We start from the raw sequence: 25,213 nt of genomic DNA on the forward strand, positions 1-25,213 counted from the left end.
ATGTACACGCACATATGATGGGGGGAAGTCTGTATTAGGGGTGGGGAAAATGGCAAATCCGATTGTTGTCAGGTCGTTGGATGAAATACAGTTTTGGTCCAGAATCATGAAGGAACATGCTTTGTTTTTAAGCCTCGGATTTACTTACGAACAACAGCATTTGATAGCTGAGGCTCAACAATTTATTAATGTCTTTGAGCGTATCGAGGAAAAGCTCTCAAGGTTTTCCGCGGACACGGATATACGCCAAGTTCAGGCCTTTAACAATGAGGTTTATCAAGCGGCTGTTGCGATTTGGAGTTACAAGAGAAAGGTATTAGGCTTAACTCTGCGCTGTGAAATCCGAACAAATAATTTTCCATTATTGGTTGACCATGTTAGCAGAGAAGCTGCTTATTTTGCCAACAGGTTAAAAGAGCTTAACGAAGGAAAACTTGCACCCCAACCTGATAAAATCATTCAAGAAAATCTTTTCTTTTTAAAAATTATGGCCGACCATGCAAAATTCATCGGACATCTCTTAGACCCTTCCGAAAGAAAGCTAGTAGATCAAGCTAATGAGTTTAGTCATGATTTTGATCAGCTGGTATTCCAGGCGGTTGATTTAGACACCATGCGTCCACAATCTGAAACAGTCCCAATCTTGGATCAATTCCTGGACCAAAACAGAGTTTCAGTAGTTTCACTAAGAGACTTTAAGAAAACAGCCAGAGAATTAATAGAGGCTTGCCGAATTAAAAGCAATATTCATCCCCTCTTAGCAGACCATACATTTAGAGAAGCAGAGAGGTTCTTAGAGATTATCGATTTATATGAGGCTCACCTTATAAAAGCAAAGCAATAAAGAACCCCGGGGACGTACATGTGCTTCCTTTTTGCAAGCACCAGGTACGTCCCGATGCTGTTTATGCACGTGCATTTAAAGGACATTTCAGTAACTGGGGGTATTGAATTGTCTAATAAAAGTGGTTTAATAGACATTTCAGGTGCTGACGGGGCTTGAAACGTCTAATAAAAGTGGTTTAATAGACATTTCAGAAGCTGGTGTAGCTTGAAATGTCTAATAAAAGGTGTTTAATAGACATTTCGGAAACTGTTGTAGCTTGAAATGTCTAATAAAAGGTGTTTAATAGACATTTCGGAAACTGTTGTAGCTTGAAATGTCTAATAAAAGGTGTTTAATAGACATTTGAGAGACTGTGGGAGCTTGAAATGTCTAATAAAAGTGGTTTAAAGGACATTTCGGACGCTGGGCAGTCTGTAAATGTCTATTAAATTGGTTTAAGGACATTTCGGAAACTGAGGAAGCTACAAATGTCTATTAAAAGTTGTTTAATGGGAGACACGGGAACGTACCCAACGATTTTTCTCATACGTAGAAACGTCCCTGGGTTTCCTAGTTAATTTTGTCTCAATGATAGGGAGGCAACATTCACTTCTTCATCTTAGTAGGCCCCTTGCGAATAGGTAAGTTCATAGCTATGGGTATAAATTTCAAAAAATATTACCGAATGGGTCTTCAACGTACACCATTTTATAAGGTCGGCGGCAAATGGAAGCTCATCATTCTCTGGCATCCTGGCTTTGAAGGCACTTACAGATATAACGAGCTGAGACGACTTCTGCCAGGCATAACCCACAAAATGCTTAGTCAGCAGCTAAAGGAGCTCGAACAAGAAGGCTTGATTGAACGAAAGCAATACATTGAAATGCCACCAAAAGTGGAATACTCCATTTCCGAAATGGGACTATCTCTAAAACCTCTTTTAGAAGAAATGCACAAGTGGGGTCGAGAACATGGGAATTGACCTTGAAGCTCACTTTAGTAAAACTGGGTAGCCCTCTGTTTTGTTACCAAAAGAGCTTGGAGCATATAAGTCTTGTTTTTGTAAGGTTTAAAAAAACATTATGTTCTGGAGGATATTACAGAGCTTTTGGCTTCTTTATAGGGAGGAATATATTGACATCAGTTAATATTACCGCTAAAATATTTTAAAATTCTAATTAATAATAGCGTTGAAGAGAAGAGTAATTAAGTGATTGATATTTACAGAGAGCTCCTGGCTGCTGAAATGGAGTAATATCGAGCTTAATGAATAAAGTCTCGGAGCTTCTTACCAATCTGATGATAATTCAGGGATCGTAAGACGGGTTCTTCCGATATAAAGATAGGGTATGTTAGTACCCGAAGAGGTTGGTTTGGTGACAGATCAACAAACTGAGGTGGTACCGCGAAGTCAAACTCTCGTCCTCAAGATTCATTTCTTGGGTGGTGAGAGTTTTTTTGTTGCATTTTTTCGAGATATCAATAGAGCGGAGAGGAGAAATAAGATGAAGGATCCTATATTACTAAACATTCCAACCCAGTTAGAAACAGAAAGATTAATGCTTCGAGCGCCGAATCGGACAGGTGACGGAAGCATCGTCAACCAGGCAATAAGAGATTCATTCAATGAGTTAAAAGCGTGGCTGCCATTTGCCCAAAAGCTGCCTTCAGTCGAGGAAACCGAGATTAACCTTAGGAAAGCGCATATTAACTTTTTAAAAAGAACAAGCTTTCGTTTTCTTATTTTTCATAGAGAGACGAATGATTTCATTGGAACTGCCAGCCTTCAAGGGATCGACTGGGATATTCCTAAATGTGAAATAGGATATTGGATCAATACGAAGTTTAGCGGCAGTGGATATATGACTGAGGCGGTAAAGGCTTTAACAGAATTCGGTCTAAATCAAATTATATTCAAGAGAATTGAAATTAGATGTGAATCTACCAACCTAAAAAGTCGTGCCATCCCCGAAAAACTTGGATTTGAATTAGAAGGTATTTTACGGAATGATGATTTATCAGCAGATGGCAGCAGACTGACCGACACATGCTTCTATTCGGTCATTTCATAACTCACAGGTGCATGGGTCCAGGGAGGATTCATGCACCTTTTTGTTGAATGTCATATTTATAGAAGGGGTTAGTTTTATAAGGAAAAGGTGGAGGTTATCATAAATAAACTACTGGTTTTAATTGTATTTGTCTCTCTTATTTTGGTAGCAGGATGTAGTGCCGATGGTGGGAAGGTAACTGCAAGAGATGTTCTCAAAAGGAATGAGTACGTGGATGTCTTAAAATACAATGGGTTTATGTACAATAATGTCACCGATCTTGAATGGTTTGAGGAAATGAAGAGTAATATTCAAAAAGGAAAAGAAATTGGTGAAATCAAAAAAGTAACAACTTCCAGCCTGTTTTTTAGTGACTTTTCAGCTACAAAGTTACCTAAAGGAACGATTTTGTATGATACGGGTGATGGCAAAACAGGAGTTATTATAGTAGAAACCGAGGACGAAGAAACTTTATATTATATGCAATTGCTTGAAGGCTAGAAATCACAGACCCTCCGGATGACTTCCCTATTATAGAAGCTTGAAAGCAGAATTATTTGCATCGCTTTAAAATCCATTCACGTATAATAATCTGAAAATTGAAACCTTTTTCTGGCGCATTCGTAAAACGTTATATAAAAAACAGTAAGGAGTGCTTGGAAAATGGGGTGGAGTTTAGCCAGGAATACAGATTTTAGCGGTTATCAAATCGAAATTGCTGTTATTTTATCATTGTTCATCATAATCGGAGTGTGGGTTTATTATGATTCAGACAGATACTTTGTCGGTATAAAGAGACATATTTTTTGGATTTTAACAATTATCACCGGTCCAGTAGGTCTTATCGTCTATTTAATTCAGCGGAAAAAAGAGGGACTTGTTTAATTAACATACAGATGGAGGATTGAAAAGAATAGAATTAATTTTGATAGATAGCACCTGAGCGTTGATCCAATCAAGAACAACGCTTTTTTTTATGCTTAATGAAACAAACGAAGCAGATTGTTATAGTAAGCAATTGGTAAATTTTGTTGAAATACCTAGAAATACTAGGTAAACTATAAGAAGAAACTATACTTGTAGTGAAACATTCTAATACCACTGGAGGAGAGAGAAAATGAAGTATGTGGGTGGTTGGTTTATTATTACATTTTCTTATTTCGTAACCTTATATCTTTCTGCAGTAACAGGTTTTTTAATATTTCCTGAAACAGAGTATTTAGGGAATAATAGGCATCGATTTAACGAGGAGAATAGACTTTATGTAAAGTATTTTGTCTCTGTAATGATGATTGTGGTACCTTACGTGATTGCGGGAATCTATGTAAGGATTAGTCACTATTCAATAAAAGAAGGATTATGGATCAGTCTAGTTCCTGTTGTCTGTGAGAGGGTAATCATTTTTCTTTTGGGATTACTGTTTGTACCAAGGTTCTTATCAGGATGGGATATTACTTCAGTAGTTCCTTTCATTCAATGGAAAACTAAAGCATTTTATTTTTCATATGCGTACATTTTATCGGGATTTATTAGTGTTTTTATTACTATTGGAGTTGCTAAAATAAAAATACGGAAATAACACCTACTAGTCTTTAGAAGGAGAGAGCTTATTATTATGTGTATTTCATTTAAAGTTGGTTTGTGATTGTGAAGAAAATTATTTTCGGAATATATCTACTTTATTATTATATGATGGATATAATGCCATTAAAGAAAACAAACAAAAATAGTAGTGTGTTTAAAGAAACCACTGAATTATAAGATGGAAATAATGAATTAATTGAGACCATCACTATTGTTTGCAAAAGTATTGAATTAATGGACGACCCTAAATATATGACGTTAATGAAGTGGAATTCATAAGTTTTACTGATGAAAATAACAAAATTCCCCCTTTGTTGTCTGCTCAATAGGATCTTTTTATATGTAAGCAAAAATGTTCTTTTTAATATAGTTACTTAAAATCAAAAGAGAAGGACTGATGAATTTCTCTTTTGGCGAGATGATGGAAAAGCTTCTGTGGCTTTTTTCCTGAATTTCATATCCTTCTAACTGTCCTGATTCAAGTTCATCATGCAAAACATGCTGAGGCAAAAAACCAATGCCTCGGCTTTTTTTAATTGATTGTAATATAGCTTCGTTTGTATCGAACTCAAAAACCTTAGTTGGCCTGAATTCATTCAGTTCAAAAAGTTGATCGATGTGTTCCCTTGTATTCGATCCTTTTTTCCTTAAAAAGAATGCCTGGTTTTTTAATTGGTGTATTGAGGATATCCCATCCATTCTCGCACCTTTTCCAGCGACGAGTACTAATTCATCTTTTAAAATCGCCTTATAGTTGAATTCAGGATCATTATTTGCCTTTGCAGCTATTGCTACATCCAATTTCCCCTTTTTTAATTTTTCAAGGATGATATCTGTTTGATCAATGACTAAATCCACCTTAATATTTTCATATTTATTTTGGAAGTCTATGATTAAAGGCGGCATAATATAATTACCGACTGTTGTGCATGCCCCTACTTTTATTTCTCCTGTTTCAAGATTCGTCAATGCTGTCATTGCTTTATCTGTTTCTTCTGTCAGCAACAGGATTTTTTCGGTATATTGAAGCAATCTTCGTCCTGCGTCAGTTAACTCTACCTTCCGTCCACTACGAGTAAAGAGGGACAGCTTATAATATACTTCTAATGCTTCTATTTGTCTGGAAACGGCAGGTTGGCTGAGCGAGACCTTCTCTGCTGCTTTGGAGAAGTTAAGGTAGTTTGCTACATAATAAAAACTTTTTAATTGGTGAAAATCCATTTTTACACCTCGGATTCTTAACATGGTATGATGAAGGTACTAAAAATAAGAAGGAGAAGAGTATGCATAACCCTAATATCGCTTTAACCTCATATTCTTCAGGCTCTGGCTGAGCATGTAAAATCCGGTCCTCGGACCTAGCGCAAGTGTTGCGCGATATACCTGTAACAGACGATCAGAAAGTTATTGCAGGAATTGGGGAAGACGTCTTTGCCTTTAACCATCAAGGTGGAACTATCCTGCAAACTGTCGATATCATAACTCCGATCGTAGACGACCCATATCAATTTGGTGCCATTGCAGTTGCCAATGCCCTCAGCGACATATACGCTAAAGGCGGAATTCCGAAGTACGCTTTGAATATTATCGAATTCCCGATTTCATCACTTCCGCTAAGCTACCTTGAATCAATGATTAAAGGCGGAGCTGATAAAGCTTTAGAAGCTGGTGTGGCAATTGTCGGCGGGCATACGATCGATGATTCCCCTAAATATGGATTCAGTGTCACAGGCTTCATCCCGGAGGGTGGTAAATTCATCACCAAATCGGGTGCTAAGCCAGGAGACTTAATCTTTTTAACTAAACCTCTGGGCATAGGTATTTATACAACTGCTATTGACCAAAAGCTAGCGAATGAGCAGCAGGTAAATGAAGTGGTAGACCTGATGATGACCTTAAATCGTGATGCATCAGAGGCCTTTCTCAAAGTAGACATCGATGCTTGTACGGATGTGACTGGATTCGGTCTAATAGGACACCTCTCGGAAGTAGCAGAGAAAAGCCAGGTTTCTGTTGAGATTCTTAATGATAAACTCCCTTATCTCAAAGATGTTTTTCATTTGCTTGGACGAGGTGCTGTTCCAGAGGGGATCATTAAAAATCACTACTCCTTCCACAAAAACGTCATACATAGAGATGCATTGACTAGGGAAGAAGAATATTTGTTGTATGACCCACAAACCTCTGGCGGGTTGCTTATATTTGTTTCGCCTGACCAAGCTGTTCATTTACAAAGATATTTCCTTGAGAGAAGCCTTCCTTTATATGAAATTGGAAGGACTGTTGAACAAAAAGCTTCCCAGATTGAAACAATCAATAAAATCAGGATAGAGAGTTAAGGACCTTAATGGTTCTTAACTCTTTTTTTTATGTTCACTTAACTATGCATAATACTCATGACAGTATAATTATAATGCATTTCCTTTATAAACTGATCGATTCTATAATGACAATATAAAGAACATTAAGGAGGAACATACAGTGAAATTTGGAATAATCATTGAGACGAAAGAACCAGAAAAAAGCTGGAATGCATTCAGGTTTGCAAACGCATCGCTACTGCATGGGCATGAGGTTACGATCTTTTTGATGGGTGAAGGTGTGGAATGTGAAAATGTTACCCACGAAAAATATAACACCGCGAAAGAGTTTAATAATTTCTTAGAGAATGATGGTGTCATTTTAGCTTGTGGTACTTGCATTCAATCTCGGAAGTTAGATGACCAGACGGTTTGTCCAATCTCAACAATGAAGGACTGTATCGAAATGGTCGAATGGGCAGATAAGGTTATTACGTTTTAAAGGAGGTTGAAAAGAATGAAATTAAAGTTTGCTCCTATTAAGTTCCAGGCAGCACTGGCTGCTGGAGGCGTATCCCTGATGGCGTTCAACTATCTGCAATTTGCCATCCCTCATGGAGAAGGCCTAATCAAAATCTCGGACTTATTATGGTCTCAAATGAGTCCATCACAAGTCATTCTTAATGCGATTTTAGTATTAATCATGCTTGGTTCAACTGCCGCCAACCTAATTCTTACTGTTGTCTTTTTAAGGGGAATGGCTTCATGGCTGATAACAAAAAATCAGTTCAATTCCTTTATAGAAAACCCGCTTACAAATATAACGATTTTTGTTCCAATCGCATCATTATCAATGACCGCAAACGTTGTATGGGGCCCATTTGCTTTCTATCTGCCAGGTTTGTCTATACAGACTCTCATGTGGGGATCACTACTATTCTATATGATTCTGTGGGTTTCGTTATTTTTTCTGGAATTTAAAGTGGCAAAAAGCTGGTTCATCAACCCGATGGATGCCAGTAAATTGAACTTTGTCTGGCTGCTTGATGTTTTCGCTTTCGGCCTAGTGAGCCTGGCTGGAACGGGGATTGCCTCAATGGCCGAGAATAGTGCCATTGCATCCTTCGCATCCGTAACATCATTGTTCGTTTTGGTCTTTGGAGTATTCTTGTTTGTGGCAAAGCTATCGTTCTTGATTTACATTCAGATAAAAAATGCCCAATTGCCTGATAAACCTATACTCCCGGCATTCTTTCTAGTGATTCCAATTACCTGTTTGCTAGGGTTAAGTTTCTACCGGATCATGGGTCATTTTCAAAATATCTTTACCTTTGATGCCAGTGTCATTTCATTTTTCCTGATTACTGCTTCTTACGTTATCACCATTGGCTGGGGAATTTTCACCGTATACTTGCTTTTTGACTATCTTAGAAGAGATTTTTTCAAGAGTCAGTTTGCCCCGACACAATGGGGGATGGTTTGAGCGTTCGTTGGCTCCCAAGTTTTGGGGGTTTATGTTCAGGGAATTTACTTTCCTGGAAATGTGCTATCAATCGTGAATTATGTTAGCACTGTATTTGCAGCAATTCTTTATATCATCATCTTTGTAAAGTTCCATAAAGCGAACAAAGCGGAAATCATTCCTGTTATCTCTAAACAGAATGTAACAGGCTGATATTTTAAAAACTTAGAAGAAAAGAGGAGTAAAAATGAAATTCTTATTCATCGTCAATGACCCACCATATGGAACAGAGCGCGCCTACAATGCATTAAGGCAGGCAAACGCTATCGCTGGAAAAGAGAACACGGAAGTAAGGGTATTCCTGATCGCTGATGCAGCTGCGTGTGCCAAAAAGAATCAAAAAACACCAAATGGATATTACAACTTGGAAAAAATGCTCACTGTCGCAAAGCGTAAGGGAATTGACGTTGGCGTATGCGGCAGCTGTATGGATGCTCGCGGTATGTCTGAAGAAGAGTTACATGAAAGCTCGCATAAAAGCACAATGGATGAGCTTGCAGAATGGTCCTTCTGGGCTGATAAAATTATTACTTATTAAGATTCAATAACGAAATCTTGAAGATCTTTATCATTCATTTCCAAAATAAAACCATGCCAACAGGTGAACACTATGGCATGGTTCTTATTTTATTTAAAGCAAAGGCATTTACAAAGAGATTGTTCGGATGTTACTATTCAACTAATCAGTTGAATAGTTAAATGCGTTTTTGGAGGTGATCTTTATCGAAGCTCGGGAATTTAAGGATTTCATTTACGGCGAGTTTGCTCGGATTGGAAAAGCAATCTCCAGTCCCAAGAGGATTGAACTATTAGATTTATTGACTCAAGGTCCTAAAACGGTTGAAGCCCTGGCGGCTGATACGAAAATGAGTATAGCCAATACCTCAAAGCACCTTCAAGCATTGCTTGATTCTAAACTTGTCACTTACTCAAGGGACAAAAACTATGTGATTTATCGGTTGGCTAGTGAACAAGTATTAATGTTTGTGCTGGCGTTAAGAGGAACGGCTGAGGATCGGATCTCAGATGTGAAGCTTGTAAGGGAAGGTCACATTCTGAGAGAAAACTCACTAAGTCCTATTTCATTGGAGGAGTTAGGTGAAAAGTTGAATAAGGGTGCTGTCACTTTATTAGACGTAAGGCCATTTGAAGAATATAAGCACGAACATTTACCGAATGCCTTATCAGTACCAATTTCGGAACTTGAAGACCACCTGGAATCATTGCCGAAAGATAAAGAGATTGTTGCATACTGCCGCGGGCCATACTGTGTCTATGCTACTGAAGCAGTAGAGCTTTTAAAATCCAGGGGATACCGAGCTACATTGCTTGATGCAGGAATAAATGAATGGAAACAAATACAGCACTAATTAAGGGGGAAGAAAAATGTTATTTCGTCAGTATTTACACATGAATCCAGTCGCAGCTTCATACTTGTTTGGTTGTGGAAGCCTTTCACAAGGAGTTGTTGTTGACCCGCTAAAAGAAGAGGTCGATTTCTATATCAAAGAAGCAGAGACTCTCGGAATGAATATTGTTTTTGTCATTGATACACACTTACATGCAGACCATATATCGGGTGCGAGAGAGCTGGCAGAAAAAACAGGTGCGAAATATGTCCTTCACAGCTCTGCTGAGACAACGTATGAATTTAACGCAGTAGAGGACGGAGAAGTGCTTATGGCAGGAAACACAAAGCTAACTTTCTTGCATACACCTGGCCATACTCCTGAACATATTTCAATAGTCGTCACTGATACTCGAAGAGGAGAGGAGCCTTGGTTTGTCTTGACAGGTCATACTTTGATGGTTGGCGACGCTGGCCGTACAGAATTAGCTTCTTCTATTGAAAAAGGTGCGGATGACTTATATAACAGTCTTCAGAAATTGATGGAATTGGATGAACATATTGAAGTTTATCCAGGTGCTTTTTCTGGTTCAGTTTGTGGGAGAGGGTTGAGCGGAAAGCCATCATCAACAATAGGTTTTGAAAAGCGCTATAACCTTGCCCTTCAAAAAGGGAATAAAAATGAATTTGTAAAATTCATGACTGAAAATGTTCCACCACAGCCAGATAACTTTAAGGAAATGAGAAAAGAAAATCAAGGAATGTAATTTTTTTAAAGCCTGAAGGTTTCGGGCTTTTTATTTGGAGGTGATAAGTTTGCAACCTAAAATCGGAATCAAAGAAAACATCGTGCAATTCATTCTTTTGGTCGTGACAAATCTGTTTGTCGGTTCAATGGTCGGGATTGAGCGTACCGTTCTTCCGTTGCTTGGCGAAGAGCAGTTCGGTCTGGCATCTGCAAGTGCTGCGTTATCATTCATTATCAGTTTTGGATTTTCTAAAGCAATTGTAAACTATTTCGCAGGACAAATTGCAGATCGTCTTGGACGTAAAAAAGTATTATTGCTCGGCTGGTTTGTTGGTCTTTTCGTACCAATCCTCATCATATTTGCACACGCATGGTGGGTCATCATTGTCGCGAATATCCTGCTAGGGATTAACCAGGGATTGGCATGGTCGATGACGGTGAATATGAAAATTGACATTTCAAAAGCGAACCAGCGCGGTACGGCAGTTGGCTTGAATGAGTTTGCAGGCTATTCAGGAGTAGCGATCATGGCGGCTGTCTCTGGTTATATTGCCTCATCCTATTCATTGAGACCCGAGCCATTTTACATTGGAATAGGTATAGTTATAGTCGGATTAATCCTATCGTTAATTGTTAAGGATACTGGAGAGCATTTGAAGCTTCAAATTAAGAATAGTGGAACCGTCAGTTCCGGAAAAAATCGATCGGCAAAAGAAGTATTTGCGTTGACAACCTGGAAAAACAAGAATCTATCGACCATTAGTTTTGCGGGTTTATCAACGAATCTTAAGGATGGAATGGCCTGGGGTCTTTTCCCTATCTATTTCGCTGCTGCAGGATTATCCGTAGGGCAAATCGGGACCATTGTAGCGGTATATCCAGCTGCCTGGGGAATTTTTCAGCTGTTCACGGGAACCTTAAGCGACAAGATTGGAAGGAAGGTTCTAATCACTTACGGGATGTGGACACAAGCCGCTGCACTGTGGTTCATACTCGCTGCCAATCAATATTCACTATGGATTTTAGGTGCTCTTTTGTTGGGCCTGGGTACTGCGATGGTTTATCCAACCTTGCAAGCGGCGATCAGTGATGTAGCCGAACCAGACTGGAGAGCTTCCTCAATGGGAGTATACCGATTCTGGAGAGATAGCGGTTATGCATTCGGTGCATTAATGGCAGGAATCATTGCCGACCTACTAGGTGTCAACTGGGCAATCGGTTTAGTTGCGTTACTTCCATTTATAGCAGGAGTACTTTCAAAAGTGCGGTTGAAAGAAACGATAAAAAGTTGATTAGAGCATGCATCACCTCATATGGGGTGGTGCATTTTTTTTATTGGGTCAATTAACAAGGGATTTCTACCAATATTGTAGAACTATTGTTATATAAGATCTTTGAGAAATTAGATTAATAGCAATAGCAAATGAAGATTTATCAAACAGATCATATCAGTGGAAAAGTGGTTATTTTTATTTGGGAGATGAGCAAAGAATGAAATGGAAATTAAGAATACCTATGATTCTTTTTATTTTCGGGTTGGTTTCTGGTATTTATCAGTATTACCCCAATATAATAATCTTCCAAGAAAATTACTTTCTAAACAGTCTCCAGTTCTTGGCTTCAATAGCAATACCTATTTATATTCTTGAAAAGACACAAATTAATGAGAAGCAAGTAAACTTCTTGGTTGGTATTATGTTAATATCTTCAGGGGTTCTAATTGATTATTTAATGGTTTAATTTGAAATTAAGCTGGAGGTAAGTAAATGCCACAAGAATTAATTAGGTTTATAGTAATCGGTGCTCTCTTTGGATATTTTATAGGAATGTTTTCAGAACAGCCCGGTATAGGTGCTTTATTAGGAGCAATTTTGGCTGTACTAATAGCAATCTACAATCAAATTAATAATAAGAAGAATTAAACCAGTACTGGTCGATCAAATAGGTCCATAATCCAAGGTGTTATTGGATAAAACTCTAGAACGAAAAGCGTATCTCATGACTCATTTTATTCACCTATCAGGTTGTATTTGAAAGTTGGAAATAGTTACAGGTGCGTTGATCCAAGAAGGATTAACGCCTTTTTTGTTGAATTCTATGAACAAAAGGTTAAATGGAAAAAAGAAACAGTTCAACTAATGAACCCCCTAAAATTTAAGGAGATGGTTAATGTGTGTGGGATTTACAAGTAAACATTTAGAAAGGGATTTATCATTGCCAAAATATCGTGATGCTCACTTGAAGAGTGCATTAAATGATTTAACATCAGATCCAAATGTTTTGGCTATTTATCAGGCTGGTTCATTGGCTAGAGGTAACTATGACAATTACTCGGATATCGATTTACATATTATTGTTACTCTTGATAAGAAAGCCGATTTTATTAATGCAAAACGGAACAGAGCAGCTAATTGGGGAAATGTTTTATTTTACGAGGATTTCAATCCAGCATCACCAGTAGTAGTGACTCATTATGATTCTTTTGTGAAAATTGACAGCTGGTATCATTCACCTGAGGAAGTTGTGCCATCTATTTGGCTTAAAGGATATAAGGTTTTATATGACCCTAGCAACATTATTAGTGAGGTCATAAACGAGTCATCGTATAAAAATTACAAGCCTTCAGCGGATGAGGTAGAGTTTTGGAGAGGAAAACTTTTAGCCTTCATACACGAAACTTATCGTGCGGTGATGAGGGGTGAAATATATTGTGCCTTATCTAATTTAGATCGAGTCCGATGGTTAGTCGTTTCTGGATGGTATATGGAAATGGAACAACATTTGGATAGCCCTTACGGTGTTTGGTCAAAGATTGAGGGCGAAAGAAGCAGGTTAGATCATTGGCATTTATCACTTCTGGAGAGTTGGGAATGCGGCCGGAATCCAGAAAAGATTATGAAAACAATCAACGGTATAATCCCGGAAGTCTTCAGGCTTAATAAACACCTGAGCAATCAAGTTAATATTGAACATAATGAGGACCATATTAAAAGAATCATTGATATGGTGATATAGTGTAACGCCATTTGAATGTTATAAATAACAAACCTTAATCGAAGTTGCGATTTCACATTACAAAGGGGGGACCAGGCATGATTTATGTAGTCAGACATGGACAATCAGACTTAAATAAAGAACGAAAAATGCAAGGGAGAAAGGGTTTGGCATTAAACGAGCATGGAATAGAACAGGCAAAAGCATTACGAGATAGGCTGCAAAACATAAAATTTGATATTGTTTTTTCGTCCCCACAGGATCGTGCAGTCCAAACAGCAGAAATTGTTACCGGGCTAAAAGCTCATATAGATGAACGACTGGATGTTTTTGATTTAGGAGAAGCTGACAGGTTAAGCGTTAACGAGGTTAAAATGGCTGGTCCTTTACCTGATTCCTCGGTTTATAAAGGGATTGAAGATCCTGATGAGTTTGTAAAAAGGGTGTTTAGTTTCATGAATGAACTTGAGAATCAGCATGGAACAAGAGAGTTAAATATTCTTATTGCTGGTCACAGATGCACAACAGGCTGTATTGGAGCTTATTTTGAAGGAATACCAACGGATGGGAATATTTTAAGTTTTTCATCAGATACGGGCGATTATAAAACTTATGTATTTAAGAAGTCTGAAATAATGTATAGGGGTTAATTTTTATTTACTATGAAAAATAAGAGGAATATAGATGGCAAACATAAATGAAGTAATAAATATTTTTAGTAAAAATAACTTAATAACGAGCAATGAAGTGGAATTCGAAACCTTAAAAAGTGGAACAACCAGTGGTGTTTTATATATTCTATTTGTTAAAAATAGACCAACTTATGTTTTGAAAATTGATCATCCATCTATTATAAACTCTACTAAGGACTTTCTACTTGCTTATCAAGATGTACAGTTGCTCCCAAATCTACATTATATTGACGATCAAAAAGGATTTCTCGTCTACGCTTATATTTCAGGAGAAACGCACTTCCATCGTGGTTCAAAACTGAAATGGATGACGCGTTTAATAAATGAGCTATTCAATCATTATCTAAAGGTAGACCAGGATATTCCCTGGGGCAGAGTGAATGGGCGAAAAAGTAAATCATGGTCAGATTTTAACCAGATTAGTTTAGAGTCTGCAAAGGAGAATATAGGCGATCTTCTTTCTATTGAAGATCATTCAAGAGTGGCATCGCTGGTTAGTGCCTTAAATGAATATCATATTCGAGAAGAAAAGTATTATCTTCATGGTGATGCTGGAGTACATAATTTTGTATACTCTGATAATGAGTTAAAAGGAGTTATTGATCCGTCACCTTTAATCGGTCCAAGAATATATGATTTTACTTATGCCTTCTGCTCTTCTCCTGATCATTTGGATTTAAATACATTAATGAACGCTTTTTCGTTATGGCATGGTAACACTTGCTTTAGTAAGGAGAGGCTTTTGGGTGAAGTCCTTTTCCAATTATATACACGCATTGGGGTTTGCATAAAAGTTCATCCACACGACCTAAACGAATATATGGAGGCCTGGAGAGAGTGGAGAGCCTACCTCCCATCTATATGAAGACGGTTTAACAAACAGGTTGAAAACTAAACTTTTTTGTAGGTGTTTAATATTAAGCCATCTATATTAATGTTACATCGAGTGATTATGCAATTTGGATAGCAGGTAAATTCACTAACCAAGGTTGTAGATTCTCGTAGTTCTACCGTCTATAAATGTGATTTTATGGTTAACTTAAATAATCTATGAATGATAAACCTGGTTTCTTGGAGACGAAGTGCCAAAATTCGGAGATGAGAATTTGAAAGAATCGTATCCATGCATAATAGAGTTCATCATGATGAGGATATAATTATACGTATACATTAAAGTAACGGTCGTGAAGGAGTCTTCTTATTTTAGAAGACTTCTTTTTTTTGAGAATCTACTAGAAAATCGATTGATAAGTTATGGATACGTACAAAGGGCCAATTTAACTTGATTTGTAGTTAGAAAATTATAGTTTTAAGTGGGAAATTTATCTTTATTTTGCCTTTACTTTACAATAGTTTTGTATTTTAATTGTTATATAGTTTAGAATATTATTATTTTTCTAAAAATTGAAGGGAGTAATGAGAATGAGAAAGCATTTTAGAAGATTTGCTCAGTTTACAGCTTTATCAAGTCTGGTTTTGCTGTCGGCTTGTGGGGGTGCCCAATCTTCTGGGGAGAAGGACGCAAACGGGGCAGGAAAAGTGACCGCTGATATTGGAGTCATATCCTATATCAGCGGACCAGGAGCGGCGTATGGTGAAGCGATTACCAACGGACTCAAGCTAGCAAACGAAGAAATCAATAAAAAGGGAGAGGTAGAAATCAACCTTGTCATTGAGGATTCAGCAGGCAAGCAGGATCAAGCATTAACCGCTGCCCAGAAATTGATGAATTCCAAAAATGTCACTGCTATTATCGGACCGACTCTAAGTACAGAGATGAACGTAGTTGGTCCTGAGGCAGATTTAAACGGGGTGCCAATTATGGGCACATCTACTACTGCTGAAGGGATTCCGCAAATCGGTGAATATGTATTCCGGAACTCGCTGCCTGAAGCATTGGCTATTCCAGCATCGATCGATAAAGCGATTGAAAAGTATGACGCTAAAAAAGTAGCAATCTTATATGGAAATGATGATGTGTTTACGAAGTCAGGTTTCGATACTATGAAAAAGGCCGCTGAAGAGAAAGGTCTTGAAATATTGACCATTGAAACCTTCCAAAAAGGTCAATCTGACTACAATGCACAATTAACAAAGATTAAAAGTCTAAAACCGGATCTGATCCTGGCTTCAGCTCTTTATAACGAAGGCGCAGTCATAATGGATCAGGCACGCAAAATGGGAATTGATGTTCCGTTTGTTGGTGGCAATGGTTTTAACTCTCCTGAAGTGATCAAAATTGCCGGTGATGCTGCCAACGGCTTGATTGTGGCAACTCCCTGGTATGGTGATAAAGACGACCAGAAAGTCCAGGATTTCGTGAAAAAGTATGAAGAAAAATACGGCAAAAAGCCTGACCAGTTTGCTGCACAGGCGTATGACGCTCTCTATATCTTGGCTGAAGCGTTAAAGAATGCCGGAGATGCAGATCGGGATGCGGTCCGTGACGCATTAGCAGAAACTAAAGATTTTCAGGGAATCCTAGGCAGCTTTTCCTTCGATAAGGACGGAGATGTTGTAATGGAGCCTACTGTCCTAGTAATTGACGAAGGCAAGTTCACGGTGTTTGAATAGTCAGGCCCGTAATCCATCAGCGGAATACTCCGCTGGTGGAAATTTCTTTTAAATAAAGAATCAGAAGGTGAGATGCCATGTTAATCGAACAGTTAATCAACGGAATAACCCTGGGCAGCATATATGCCATTGTGGCACTCGGATTTACACTCGTTTTTGGGGTGCTTGGTATCATAAATATGGCCCATGGTGAAATTTTCATGTTTGGAGCTTTCATTGGTGTTATTGTAACTTCCACTTTCAAAGGACCGTTATGGCTTGCTTTCGCAGCCGCTATTTTGGTGACTGGGATCATGGGATATTTGCTGGAGCGCTTTGCGTTAAGACCGCTCCGAAATAAACAAGGAGTTTCACACCTTGCCCCTTTAATCAGTACCATTGGTGTTTCCATCCTGCTTGAAAACTTATCACACCATTTATTTGGTGCAGGAAACCATCCGTTCAATAATACTTTTGCAGAAATCAGCTTCCAGATTGGATCAATTACAGTGTATCTGGTGCAAATAGTCATTTTTATGATTTCTGTTATTTTAATGTACACACTCTCGTATTGGCTGGGAAAAACAAAAGCTGGCAAAGCATTAAGGGCAACTGCCGAGAACCTTGAAACAGCCAGTCTTCTTGGAGTCGATACAAAAAAGACCATCACAATGACTGTGATTATTGCTTCGGCTATGGGAGGAATTGCAGGAATCCTTGTCGGAATGGCATTTAACTCGGTCACCCCTCAAATGGGCTTGTCTATTGGCTTAAAAGGACTGGCTATTATCATTCTCGGTGGAATGGGGAATGTCAAGGGTGCGATGGCAGGCGGCCTGATCCTTGGATTGGCGGAAACCTTCATTGTGGTGTATGGAAACTCGGGCTACCGGGATGCGATTGCGTTTGCAGCAATCATTGTCATTCTCCTTGTTAGGCCACAAGGATTATTCGGCCAAAAAATTTCGGCATAAGAAGGTGAACAAATGCTTGGAGAACTTATTAATCCGTACTATTTACAGGTCGCTTCATTTATTTTAATCAATGTCATACTTGGTATAAGTATTTATATAACACTTTCTACCGGCCAGCTTTCACTTGCAAATGCAGGGTTCATGGGAGTAGGTGCCTATACTTCGGCGCTTCTGACGCTAAACTTCGATTTTCCAATACTGATTGGAATTTTAGCAGGGACACTTATGGCTGGATTGTTTGGGATTATTATCGGCATTCCGACTCTGAGACTTCAGGGGGTTTATTTGGCCATTGTGACTCTTGGATTTGGGGAAGTCCTCCGTGTTATTTTAGTAAACTGGGAGTCTTTGACTAAGGGATCGATTGGTTTGTCTGGCATTCCTCATCTTGGACGAGAAATTCTGAGAACTTTTAAGGAACTTGGTTTCAATCCGGGGGTTATGGGATTGCAAAACAACCAATTCATTTTTCTGATGGTTTTTCTGCTCTTATTATTCATTGTTATTGGGATTATATGGTTTTTCAAAAGGCAAAACCGCTCTCGGATTGGGCGAGCGTTTGCTGCCATCAAACTGGATGAAAAAGCAGCTGAATCTATGGGCATCAACATCACTTACTATAAAGTGCTTGCTTTTACACAAGGAGCTTTGCTTTCCGGGTTTGCCGGAGCCTTGTATGCCCACGTGCTGGCATACATCAGTCCGGCTGACTTTGCTTACCACAGGGCAGTTGAGATTTTGATTTTTGCTGTGTTCGGTGGCAGCGAGGTCATTTGGGGCCCGGTATTTGGAGCATTATTCTTAACAGTAATGCCTGAGGTCCTTCGCTTTATCAGTGAGTATCGTTATATGATTTACGGCTTGATCATCCTCGTAATGATGGCAGTCCGTCCACAGGGACTCATTGACGTTCATCTTTTAAACTGGATGAAATTGAAAACGAAGAAAAGGGGGAAAGAGCATGGTACTGCAAATCAAAAAAGTGCATAAAAATTTTGGCGGAATCAGCGCAGTTTCCGATGTCTCCTTTTCAATCAACAAAGGTGAAATCTTCGGGCTGATCGGCCCGAACGGAGCAGGAAAAACGACGATGTTCAATTTAGTTACCTCCATGTTTCCGCTTACTTCAGGGGAGATTGTTTTTAACGGGGAAAATATCAGTGGAGTCAAGCCACACCTTATCACAAAAAAGGGGATATGCCGTACGTTTCAAAATATTCGCCTGTTCCCTCAGATGACAGCTCAAGAAAACGTCATGGTAGGGGAGCATTGTCGGAGCAAGTCGGGCGTGTTCAGCAGTGTTTTCAGAACAAAAACACAACGCCAGGAAGAGGAGCATATTCGAAAAAGGGCGAATGAATTGCTCGACTTTGTCGGCCTTACTGGATTTGCCGAGAATATAGCAGACAGCCTGGCTTACGGACAGCAAAGAAGACTGGAAATTGCCAGAGCACTTGCAAGTGATCCGCAATTGCTGCTGCTTGATGAACCGGCAGCTGGGATGAACGAAACAGAAACAAGCAGTTTGTTTGAGCTGATAAAAAAAATTCAGGCTAAAGGGGTTACTGTACTGTTGATTGAACATGATATGCCGCTGGTGATGAATTTGTGTGACAGGATTGCGGTGCTTAACTTTGGCAGGAAAATTGCGGAGGGCAGTCCTGCTGAGATACAGAATAACCCTGATGTCATCGAGGCATACCTCGGCAGTGAGGAGGATGAACTATATGCTTAAGGTTCAGGGAATTTCTACTTCCTATGGAAAAATCAATGTGCTAAAAAATATTAGTCTTGAGGTTGAGGAAGGGAGTATTGTAACCATTCTCGGAGCAAATGGTGCAGGAAAGTCCACCACGATGAAAACGATTTGCGGCCTTTTAAAGCCGCAAGAGGGAAAGGTTGAATTTTTTGGAGAGGATGTAACAGGAAGGCGGCCGGATCAGCTGGTACGAACAGGAATCGCACTTGTGCCTGAAGGAAGGCAAATTCTTTCCGGTATGACCGTGCTTGAAAATCTTGAAATGGGTGCCTATCATCGAAAGGATAATGAAATTAAACATGATATCGAAAAAGTGATGGAGAGATTCCCGATTCTTAAGGAAAGACATCAGCAATTGGGAGGGACTCTCTCTGGAGGCCAACAGCAAATGCTTGCCATCGCCAGGGCGCTCTTGAGCAGGCCGAAGCTTTTATTGCTTGATGAACCTTCAATGGGCCTTGCACCACTTGTTGTAGCCGACATTTTCAAAATCATCAAGGAGATCAACGAAGCAGGGACAACCGTTCTCCTAGTGGAGCAGAATGCGAGACAGGCTCTCCGTGTATCTGACTATGGATATGTACTTGAAACAGGAAAAATTATCGCAGAAGGAAAATCCAATGATCTTTTGACCGACCCAAGAATCATGGAGGCATACCTAGGGCGGAAATCAAGTTAACGGAACTTCGGTACTAATCACAGATTGTGGTGAGGTGGGGGACATACCCTGTGCTTCTTTTGGAAGCATTGGGTACGTCCGTTCCTAAGCTTCCTGCGACTCCATTGGCAATGTGACTGGAGAATCCGCTGGGGGCGATACCCGCCAGTATGAATACAAAGCCAATGATAACCTGAAAAAGGTAACCGATGAAAATGGTCGTTTGACAACCTATGAATACCACAAGTCCGTAAACCGTAAGGGCACACCGAATGCGAATGGGGATGAGACCACTTCCACCTATAACGAAAAAAATGACGTAACATATTATACAGATACCCTGGGCCGTTCCATTACTTATGAGTACGACCTGGTCCGGATTGAAACGAAAACCATTTCTCCAAATGGAAGAGTAAGGACGGTAAAGGTACAGGGATGTTCAAATGATTCTTTTAGCGCAAAAAATTGTTAGAATGTTAAATAATCTTTCAAATAGATTAATTTCTAAGAGCTTTCTTTGCTAGATTATTAAATAAATAGTGAAGGGGTTTTAAAAAATGAATGAATCTGAATTTAAGGACATTGTAAAAGATGTTGAAAGTGAAATGCGGGATAGTCTTGTAGAGACATCTGTTAATGGGTTTTCAGTTGAAATAGTATACAAATCTAGTTCTGGAAAACAAAAACATGCTGCCAATATGGAATTTGATAAAAACTCAGGCAAATGTACTATAACGTTTATTGCTTATCCGACCGCTAGCACACCTAACCAATTTATTGAAAGAGTCCAAGATAGAATGAGAGAAGTATTGAATAATTAAAAATAAGAGAAGAAGGCCAGGAGAAGTTTGAAACTCCCCTAACTGCAGGGGAGTTGATTTTTTCAATCGTATTATTCGTATAATACAAATTAACGCTTTATTTAAAACGGTAATAAAATGTCCACACCCTTGGTATATATGGGTTTGGGCATTTTTTAAATTATACCATCATTTGCGATAAGAAGGATTAACGCCTTTTTTGTTGAATTCTAATTAATGGAAAAAACAATTCACGACACGAGCTTTTCAATTGTTGAAGATATAAGGTAGTTTTGTAAGGAGATACATCACACAGGTTTCCTATTGCAGAAAAAAATCATATTTTCAGCTGCCTTTAAGGTGGCTTTTTGTATCTATTAATTAACAAAATTGACTGATTTAAAAAATAGGGATAGTCCAATTAATAAAAAAGTGGGGTATTTTAATGTTACATCAAGTGATTAAGCAATTCGGATTGGAGATAGATTCACTAACCGAGGTAGAAGATTCCCATAGTTCTACCGTCTATAAATGTACTTTGAGGAAAGGTCAAAATGTATTTTTGAAAATCCCTTATACAAAATTAAAGTTTCAGCGTGAATTGGAAGCCTATGAAATATTAAAAGGTAGAGTTTCCATTCCTGAGATGTTGGATTATTGGTCTGGTGATGATGAATGTCCGGGCGCTTTTTTATTATCTGAATTAAAAGGAAAACCGTTAACAGTTGAGGATTCGCCAACAGTTGCGTTTCAGGTTGGGGTTCTTCAAGCTCAGATGCACACAATTGGCCCGCCTACAAACCGAAAGTTATCTGGCATACAAAATGAATTTACAAACTGGTCTGATTTTGTTGAGCAGCAATTTTATAGTTTTGCTGAGGACGTAAAGAATGTTTTGGATCCACAATTATATACTCAAGCGATTGAGAAATTTGAGCAAATGAAGCACAAGCTGCCATCTCCAGATGGACCAAGTTTTGTGCATATGGATTTTCGCCCTGCCAACATAATTGTTGACGGTGAACAAGTTTCAGGAATGATTGATTTTGAGAGTGTACGCTTTGGTTCAACAGAAATTGATTTTACCAAACTTTATCGTGATTTTTTATCTTTCGATACTGCACTATATAAGGCCTTTCATGAAGGCTATAACAGTATAAGACCATTGATTAATTTAGAAACTGTCCTGCCTTTTTATCAATTCATAGATGCTTTTAACAGTATTGGATGGTGTAAACGCCGGGGAATTGAAAAACATGCTGTATTTCTGGAAGAAAATTTAGCAAGATTAAAAGAATTTATTCAGCAACAGAACTAAATAAAGAGTTCAGCCGGGGAGAAGAGAAATGAATACAACTAAATTGCCAAAGGTTCATTTAAGAGAATTGACTATAGATGATACAGAGGACCGTTACCAGTGGTGTCTTGATAAAGAGGTAACAAAGCATTTAAATATGCCAGAGAAATACCCTCCATTCAGTAGAGAAGAAACTCAGGCTTGGATAGAAATGTGTATAAACAAGACAAATGGATATGAACAAAAAGCGATCATCACTGAAGAAGGTAAACACATTGGTTGGATCGATTTTAAAAATATCGATAAGTTAAACAAGCACGCAGAATTAGGAATAGCAATTGGAGATAAAAACTACTGGGGCAAAGGGTACGGTTTATCTGCGATGAACGAAATGCTTATTTGGGGATTCCAGCAACTAGAGCTTAACAAGATTTGGCTTAGAGTAGAGATTGATAATGAAAATGCGATTAAATCATATAAGAATATGGAATATGTAGAAGAAGGTATATTACGACAAGACAGATTAAGAAACGGTGAATTTGTTGATCGATTAAGGATGAGTATTCTTAAAGACGAGTTTTTCAACTAATCGGTGCATGCTAGGGGCGTTGTTATTGAAAAACAAGCAGAAATAATAGTTAAGGAGGGAACAGCTTTGAGAATACAGAAAATGGCTCAATTACATAATTTAGATGAAATAGCGAATATAGATGAAGAGGTAATTGGCAACAATAGCAGGGGTGAATATATTAAGAAAGCCATTGAAGACGAGAGATGTATAGTTGCTTATGATAAAAATCTAATCGTTGGATTTTTATTATTCGATACCCATTTCTTCGATTGTAGCTTCATTTCACTAATAATAGTAAGGCCAACTGAAAGACGAAAAGGTTATGCAACAGCACTAATTGAGTACTTTATAGGAATATCTCCAACTAGAAAAATATTCTCTTCAACTAATAAATCAAATAAAAGAATGCAGGAAGTTTTTAAGGTTAACGGCTTTATCGAAAGTGGATTTATAGAAAATTTAGATGAACGGGACCCTGAGATCATTTACTATAGGTCTAAATAAGTTGTTTATTGGCATTCAGGAAGATGTATGAGATGAATCGCAAGCGGACTAGACTGTCGTAGTTGAATAAAATGCTGCAATCTAGTTAAAAGAAATGAGTACATCCAATGAAGTTTTAACCTGTTTTAAAATGTGGAGGAGCAAATGGATAATCACAAGTTTGACGAGTTTATTAAAATTGCAAAAAAATTAAATGATATTGATATTATTCCCTTGTTAATGGGTTCTGTAGGTTTGGAGGTCATTACCGGAATTAATTGGGATGCTCAAGATTTGGATATTCATGTACCGGGTGATGAAAGAGGCTGGGAAGTACCGGCTGAATTATCTATACATAACTGGATTGACATTTTTAACGTAATGAATTCTATGGAATATAAGCTAATTGATTTGCATGAACATGAATTTTCTAAAGATGGACTATCAGTTGAGTTTGGTATTATCGATACTTTGCCAAATTTCGCGGGAGTACAATTAGAGGATTTAGAACTTCATAAAGAAGGCGAAGTTAAATTTTATTTACTAAATCCTGAACAATATTTACGAGTTTACGAGTCTTCGGCTAAGGATAGTTATCGAGCAGACCAAAATAATCATAAAGACTTAAGAAAAATAGATTATTTAAGAAGGATAATTTCTGGTGACTTTACGGTTATTTAACAAGTGGCTCAAGTTAGTGGTATTTTGCTGACTACCCACTGAGCAATTTTTCATTACTGTGCTCCGATAAGGAGACAGTTAATAACATTGTAGACCTATGTAATCTAGAAGGCTTTTATTGCACGGATCAAACCAAAATATACTGGAGTATCTTTAACTAAAGGGGCAGTAACCTTAAAATAAGGGGGTTACAAATTGAAATTAATAAAAGGGGTAGTCATATCAATCGCAATAGTGATTGTAACCTGGTTTGCTATTGATTTAATTAGATATGGAGATTATGACGGGAAGAAACTAATTGATGAAGTTACTGAAGATACATTAGTGCTGGTTGAACTTAAAATTTTGCCAGAAGCTTCATATATGCCTTTAGAAGTGAAAATTACAGCTGAAACACTAATAACAGGTGTAGGTCCTCAAACCCTCTTTCTAGACAACATAAATGATTTAAAACAGGGCCAAAAAGTAAGAGTATGGTATAACACAAACTCTGATAATGAAAATATAGCTGAAAAAGTGGTAGTTTATAACTTGTTTTGATTTCAATGAACGGTACCCATTTATAAATTGAGATTTAAATTTAATAATCACTTCCGGGTGCGTTGATGGAGACGCATTACCACTTATTAATGAAGTAACATGGCATATGAATAATTTCTTTAAGGGGTGTAGTATGAGCTTTTGGTCAAGGGCTATTGTCTGGTGGTTAATCCTAAGTGTGGTCTTTATTTATTTAGTAGATTTATTTACAATCAAGCCTCATGTAATATCAGGCAATGGTAACTTAGGTCTCTTATTTGTAGTGCCGGCACTGGCGTTTTTTATTTTGTTTGTAAGAAGTTTATGGAGATATTTAGGCACACTCAAATTAGCATCTAGCACTTGGATGAAGATCGGTTGGGGTGCATTTGCTATTTTGCTATTGCTATCGTTTTTAGAATATAAGCTTATTATAGATCTTGTTAACGATTTAGGAGGCAGCCCTAAAATAGAAACTTCAAAAATATATCGTTACCCTTGGTTAAATCAATATACAAATACGTTATTTATTAACTTTTACACCCTGGGTATTATGGCAACTGGAATCACTATTCTAAGAATTTTTATTAAAAGCAACCCAAAGTTAAATAGCGTACAATTTTAAACAAACGGAGGCTGTTAAAATGACAAAGAATTTTCCTTTAATTTTCTTAGGATTCTTGGTATTCGTTGCATTACTCTCTACTTTTTTATTTTTTAAAACAATGTTTTCAAACCTACTTCCTGAGTTTATGATAGCTAAAGCTATTCCTTTAGCCCTTTTTTCAGGCCTAACATTAATTGCACTTTCAATAACTGTAAGGAACAAATAAACAGACATTCTCAGGGGGAT

At 38.1% G+C, this 25,213-nt stretch carries 33 protein-coding genes and 1 other annotated feature; of the genes, 32 read left to right on the forward strand and 1 reads right to left on the reverse strand.

What is annotated here, in order from left to right:
- The first annotated feature begins 49 nt into the window (after positions 1–49).
- The 6 genes from TY49_RS01730 to TY49_RS01755 all read left to right on the forward strand — a co-directional run bounded on the left by TY49_RS01730 (position 50) and on the right by TY49_RS01755 (position 4,456).
- Complete coding sequence (locus tag TY49_RS01730; protein WP_041964163.1) at positions 50–844, forward strand: DUF2935 domain-containing protein; 795 nt, start codon at positions 50–52, stop codon at positions 842–844.
- 637 nt (positions 845–1,481) lie between these two features.
- A complete protein-coding gene (locus TY49_RS01735) occupies positions 1,482–1,808 on the forward strand; it encodes a winged helix-turn-helix transcriptional regulator (RefSeq protein ID WP_041964226.1) in 327 nt (108 codons plus the stop codon).
- Positions 1,809–2,007: 199 nt separating this feature from the next.
- Positions 2,008–2,256: a binding site (T-box leader), on the forward strand.
- Between the two features lie 75 nt (positions 2,257–2,331).
- The gene (locus tag TY49_RS01740; RefSeq protein ID WP_041964227.1) at positions 2,332–2,898 is read left to right on the forward strand and encodes a GNAT family N-acetyltransferase; all 567 of its coding nucleotides are present in this window, start codon (positions 2,332–2,334) and stop codon (positions 2,896–2,898) included.
- A gap of 87 nt (positions 2,899–2,985) precedes the next feature.
- Positions 2,986–3,378, forward strand: coding sequence for a hypothetical protein (locus tag TY49_RS01745; protein WP_041964164.1), 393 nt, complete (start codon positions 2,986–2,988; stop codon positions 3,376–3,378).
- Positions 3,379–3,540: 162 nt separating this feature from the next.
- Positions 3,541–3,762: a hypothetical protein gene (locus tag TY49_RS01750; protein ID WP_041964165.1), complete on the forward strand. Its 222-nt coding sequence runs from the start codon at positions 3,541–3,543 to the stop codon at positions 3,760–3,762.
- Between the two features lie 232 nt (positions 3,763–3,994).
- Positions 3,995–4,456 (forward strand): hypothetical protein, encoded by a 462-nt coding sequence (locus TY49_RS01755; protein WP_041964166.1) that lies wholly within the window; start codon positions 3,995–3,997, stop codon positions 4,454–4,456.
- A 341-nt stretch (positions 4,457–4,797) separates the two neighbouring features.
- Here the strand turns inward: TY49_RS01755 and TY49_RS01760 are convergent, their stop codons facing one another.
- Positions 4,798–5,682, reverse strand: coding sequence for a LysR family transcriptional regulator (locus tag TY49_RS01760; RefSeq protein ID WP_041964167.1), 885 nt, complete (start codon positions 5,680–5,682; stop codon positions 4,798–4,800).
- A gap of 122 nt (positions 5,683–5,804) precedes the next feature.
- Between TY49_RS01760 and selD the strand changes: the two genes are divergently transcribed.
- From selD to TY49_RS01885, 26 genes are all read left to right on the forward strand, one after another.
- Complete coding sequence (selD, locus tag TY49_RS01765) at positions 5,805–6,800, forward strand: selenide, water dikinase SelD (protein WP_084135347.1); 996 nt, start codon at positions 5,805–5,807, stop codon at positions 6,798–6,800.
- A gap of 142 nt (positions 6,801–6,942) precedes the next feature.
- Complete coding sequence (locus tag TY49_RS01770) at positions 6,943–7,263, forward strand: DsrE/DsrF/TusD sulfur relay family protein (RefSeq protein ID WP_041964168.1); 321 nt, start codon at positions 6,943–6,945, stop codon at positions 7,261–7,263.
- Between the two features lie 15 nt (positions 7,264–7,278).
- Complete coding sequence (gene tsoY / locus TY49_RS01775; RefSeq protein WP_376797733.1) at positions 7,279–8,436, forward strand: selenoprotein TsoY; 1,158 nt, start codon at positions 7,279–7,281, stop codon at positions 8,434–8,436.
- 34 nt (positions 8,437–8,470) lie between these two features.
- Complete coding sequence (locus TY49_RS01780) at positions 8,471–8,821, forward strand: DsrE/DsrF/TusD sulfur relay family protein (protein WP_041964170.1); 351 nt, start codon at positions 8,471–8,473, stop codon at positions 8,819–8,821.
- 175 nt (positions 8,822–8,996) lie between these two features.
- A complete protein-coding gene (locus TY49_RS01785; protein ID WP_232310350.1) occupies positions 8,997–9,653 on the forward strand; it encodes an ArsR/SmtB family transcription factor in 657 nt (218 codons plus the stop codon).
- Positions 9,654–9,669: 16 nt separating this feature from the next.
- On the forward strand, positions 9,670–10,398 hold the full coding sequence (locus tag TY49_RS01790) for an MBL fold metallo-hydrolase (protein ID WP_041964171.1): 729 nt from the start codon (positions 9,670–9,672) through the stop codon (positions 10,396–10,398).
- A gap of 49 nt (positions 10,399–10,447) precedes the next feature.
- Entirely contained in the window at positions 10,448–11,671 is a 1,224-nt protein-coding gene (locus TY49_RS01795) for an MFS transporter (RefSeq protein ID WP_041964172.1), read from the forward strand.
- 474 nt (positions 11,672–12,145) lie between these two features.
- Positions 12,146–12,301 carry a hypothetical protein gene (locus TY49_RS24480; protein ID WP_156972577.1) on the forward strand — a complete coding sequence of 52 codons (156 nt, stop codon included), beginning with the start codon at positions 12,146–12,148 and terminating at the stop codon, positions 12,299–12,301.
- A gap of 247 nt (positions 12,302–12,548) precedes the next feature.
- Positions 12,549–13,394, forward strand: a complete 846-nt coding sequence (locus tag TY49_RS01805) for a nucleotidyltransferase domain-containing protein (protein WP_232310352.1) — start codon at positions 12,549–12,551, stop codon at positions 13,392–13,394.
- 77 nt (positions 13,395–13,471) lie between these two features.
- Positions 13,472–14,023 carry a histidine phosphatase family protein gene (locus TY49_RS01810; protein ID WP_041964174.1) on the forward strand — a complete coding sequence of 184 codons (552 nt, stop codon included), beginning with the start codon at positions 13,472–13,474 and terminating at the stop codon, positions 14,021–14,023.
- 34 nt (positions 14,024–14,057) lie between these two features.
- Positions 14,058–14,930, forward strand: a complete 873-nt coding sequence (locus tag TY49_RS01815) for a hypothetical protein (protein ID WP_041964175.1) — start codon at positions 14,058–14,060, stop codon at positions 14,928–14,930.
- 557 nt (positions 14,931–15,487) lie between these two features.
- Positions 15,488–16,639 (forward strand): ABC transporter substrate-binding protein, encoded by a 1,152-nt coding sequence (locus TY49_RS01820; RefSeq protein WP_041964176.1) that lies wholly within the window; start codon positions 15,488–15,490, stop codon positions 16,637–16,639.
- Positions 16,640–16,716: 77 nt separating this feature from the next.
- Complete coding sequence (locus TY49_RS01825; protein ID WP_041964177.1) at positions 16,717–17,592, forward strand: branched-chain amino acid ABC transporter permease; 876 nt, start codon at positions 16,717–16,719, stop codon at positions 17,590–17,592.
- Positions 17,593–17,604: 12 nt separating this feature from the next.
- The gene (locus TY49_RS01830; protein WP_041964178.1) at positions 17,605–18,582 is read left to right on the forward strand and encodes a branched-chain amino acid ABC transporter permease; all 978 of its coding nucleotides are present in this window, start codon (positions 17,605–17,607) and stop codon (positions 18,580–18,582) included.
- Positions 18,554–19,327: an ABC transporter ATP-binding protein gene (locus TY49_RS01835; RefSeq protein WP_041964179.1), complete on the forward strand. Its 774-nt coding sequence runs from the start codon at positions 18,554–18,556 to the stop codon at positions 19,325–19,327. Before TY49_RS01830 ends, TY49_RS01835 begins: the two co-directional genes overlap by 29 nt.
- A complete protein-coding gene (locus TY49_RS01840) occupies positions 19,320–20,030 on the forward strand; it encodes an ABC transporter ATP-binding protein (RefSeq protein ID WP_041964180.1) in 711 nt (236 codons plus the stop codon). The genes TY49_RS01835 and TY49_RS01840 overlap by 8 nt, the downstream gene beginning before the upstream one ends.
- A gap of 112 nt (positions 20,031–20,142) precedes the next feature.
- On the forward strand, positions 20,143–20,481 hold the full coding sequence (locus TY49_RS01845) for a hypothetical protein (protein ID WP_041964181.1): 339 nt from the start codon (positions 20,143–20,145) through the stop codon (positions 20,479–20,481).
- Positions 20,482–20,566: 85 nt separating this feature from the next.
- Complete coding sequence (locus TY49_RS01850) at positions 20,567–20,830, forward strand: hypothetical protein (protein ID WP_041964182.1); 264 nt, start codon at positions 20,567–20,569, stop codon at positions 20,828–20,830.
- Positions 20,831–21,254: 424 nt separating this feature from the next.
- A complete protein-coding gene (locus TY49_RS01855; protein WP_041964183.1) occupies positions 21,255–22,127 on the forward strand; it encodes a phosphotransferase family protein in 873 nt (290 codons plus the stop codon).
- A gap of 28 nt (positions 22,128–22,155) precedes the next feature.
- Positions 22,156–22,695 carry a GNAT family N-acetyltransferase gene (locus tag TY49_RS01860; RefSeq protein ID WP_041964184.1) on the forward strand — a complete coding sequence of 180 codons (540 nt, stop codon included), beginning with the start codon at positions 22,156–22,158 and terminating at the stop codon, positions 22,693–22,695.
- An 81-nt stretch (positions 22,696–22,776) separates the two neighbouring features.
- Complete coding sequence (locus TY49_RS01865; RefSeq protein ID WP_041964231.1) at positions 22,777–23,181, forward strand: GNAT family N-acetyltransferase; 405 nt, start codon at positions 22,777–22,779, stop codon at positions 23,179–23,181.
- A 144-nt stretch (positions 23,182–23,325) separates the two neighbouring features.
- A complete protein-coding gene (locus TY49_RS01870; protein ID WP_041964185.1) occupies positions 23,326–23,841 on the forward strand; it encodes a nucleotidyltransferase domain-containing protein in 516 nt (171 codons plus the stop codon).
- Positions 23,842–23,879: 38 nt separating this feature from the next.
- A complete protein-coding gene (locus TY49_RS25630) occupies positions 23,880–24,002 on the forward strand; it encodes a DUF2711 family protein (RefSeq protein WP_500778254.1) in 123 nt (40 codons plus the stop codon).
- Between the two features lie 34 nt (positions 24,003–24,036).
- Positions 24,037–24,381: a hypothetical protein gene (locus TY49_RS01875; RefSeq protein ID WP_041964186.1), complete on the forward strand. Its 345-nt coding sequence runs from the start codon at positions 24,037–24,039 to the stop codon at positions 24,379–24,381.
- A gap of 133 nt (positions 24,382–24,514) precedes the next feature.
- A complete protein-coding gene (locus TY49_RS01880) occupies positions 24,515–24,985 on the forward strand; it encodes a hypothetical protein (protein ID WP_041964187.1) in 471 nt (156 codons plus the stop codon).
- Between the two features lie 19 nt (positions 24,986–25,004).
- Positions 25,005–25,193, forward strand: a complete 189-nt coding sequence (locus TY49_RS01885) for a hypothetical protein (RefSeq protein WP_041964188.1) — start codon at positions 25,005–25,007, stop codon at positions 25,191–25,193.
- The last annotated feature ends 20 nt before the right edge of the window (positions 25,194–25,213 follow it).

This window comes from Mesobacillus selenatarsenatis SF-1, assembly GCF_000813125.1.
Taxonomy (GTDB): domain Bacteria; phylum Bacillota; class Bacilli; order Bacillales; family Cytobacillaceae; genus Mesobacillus; species Mesobacillus selenatarsenatis.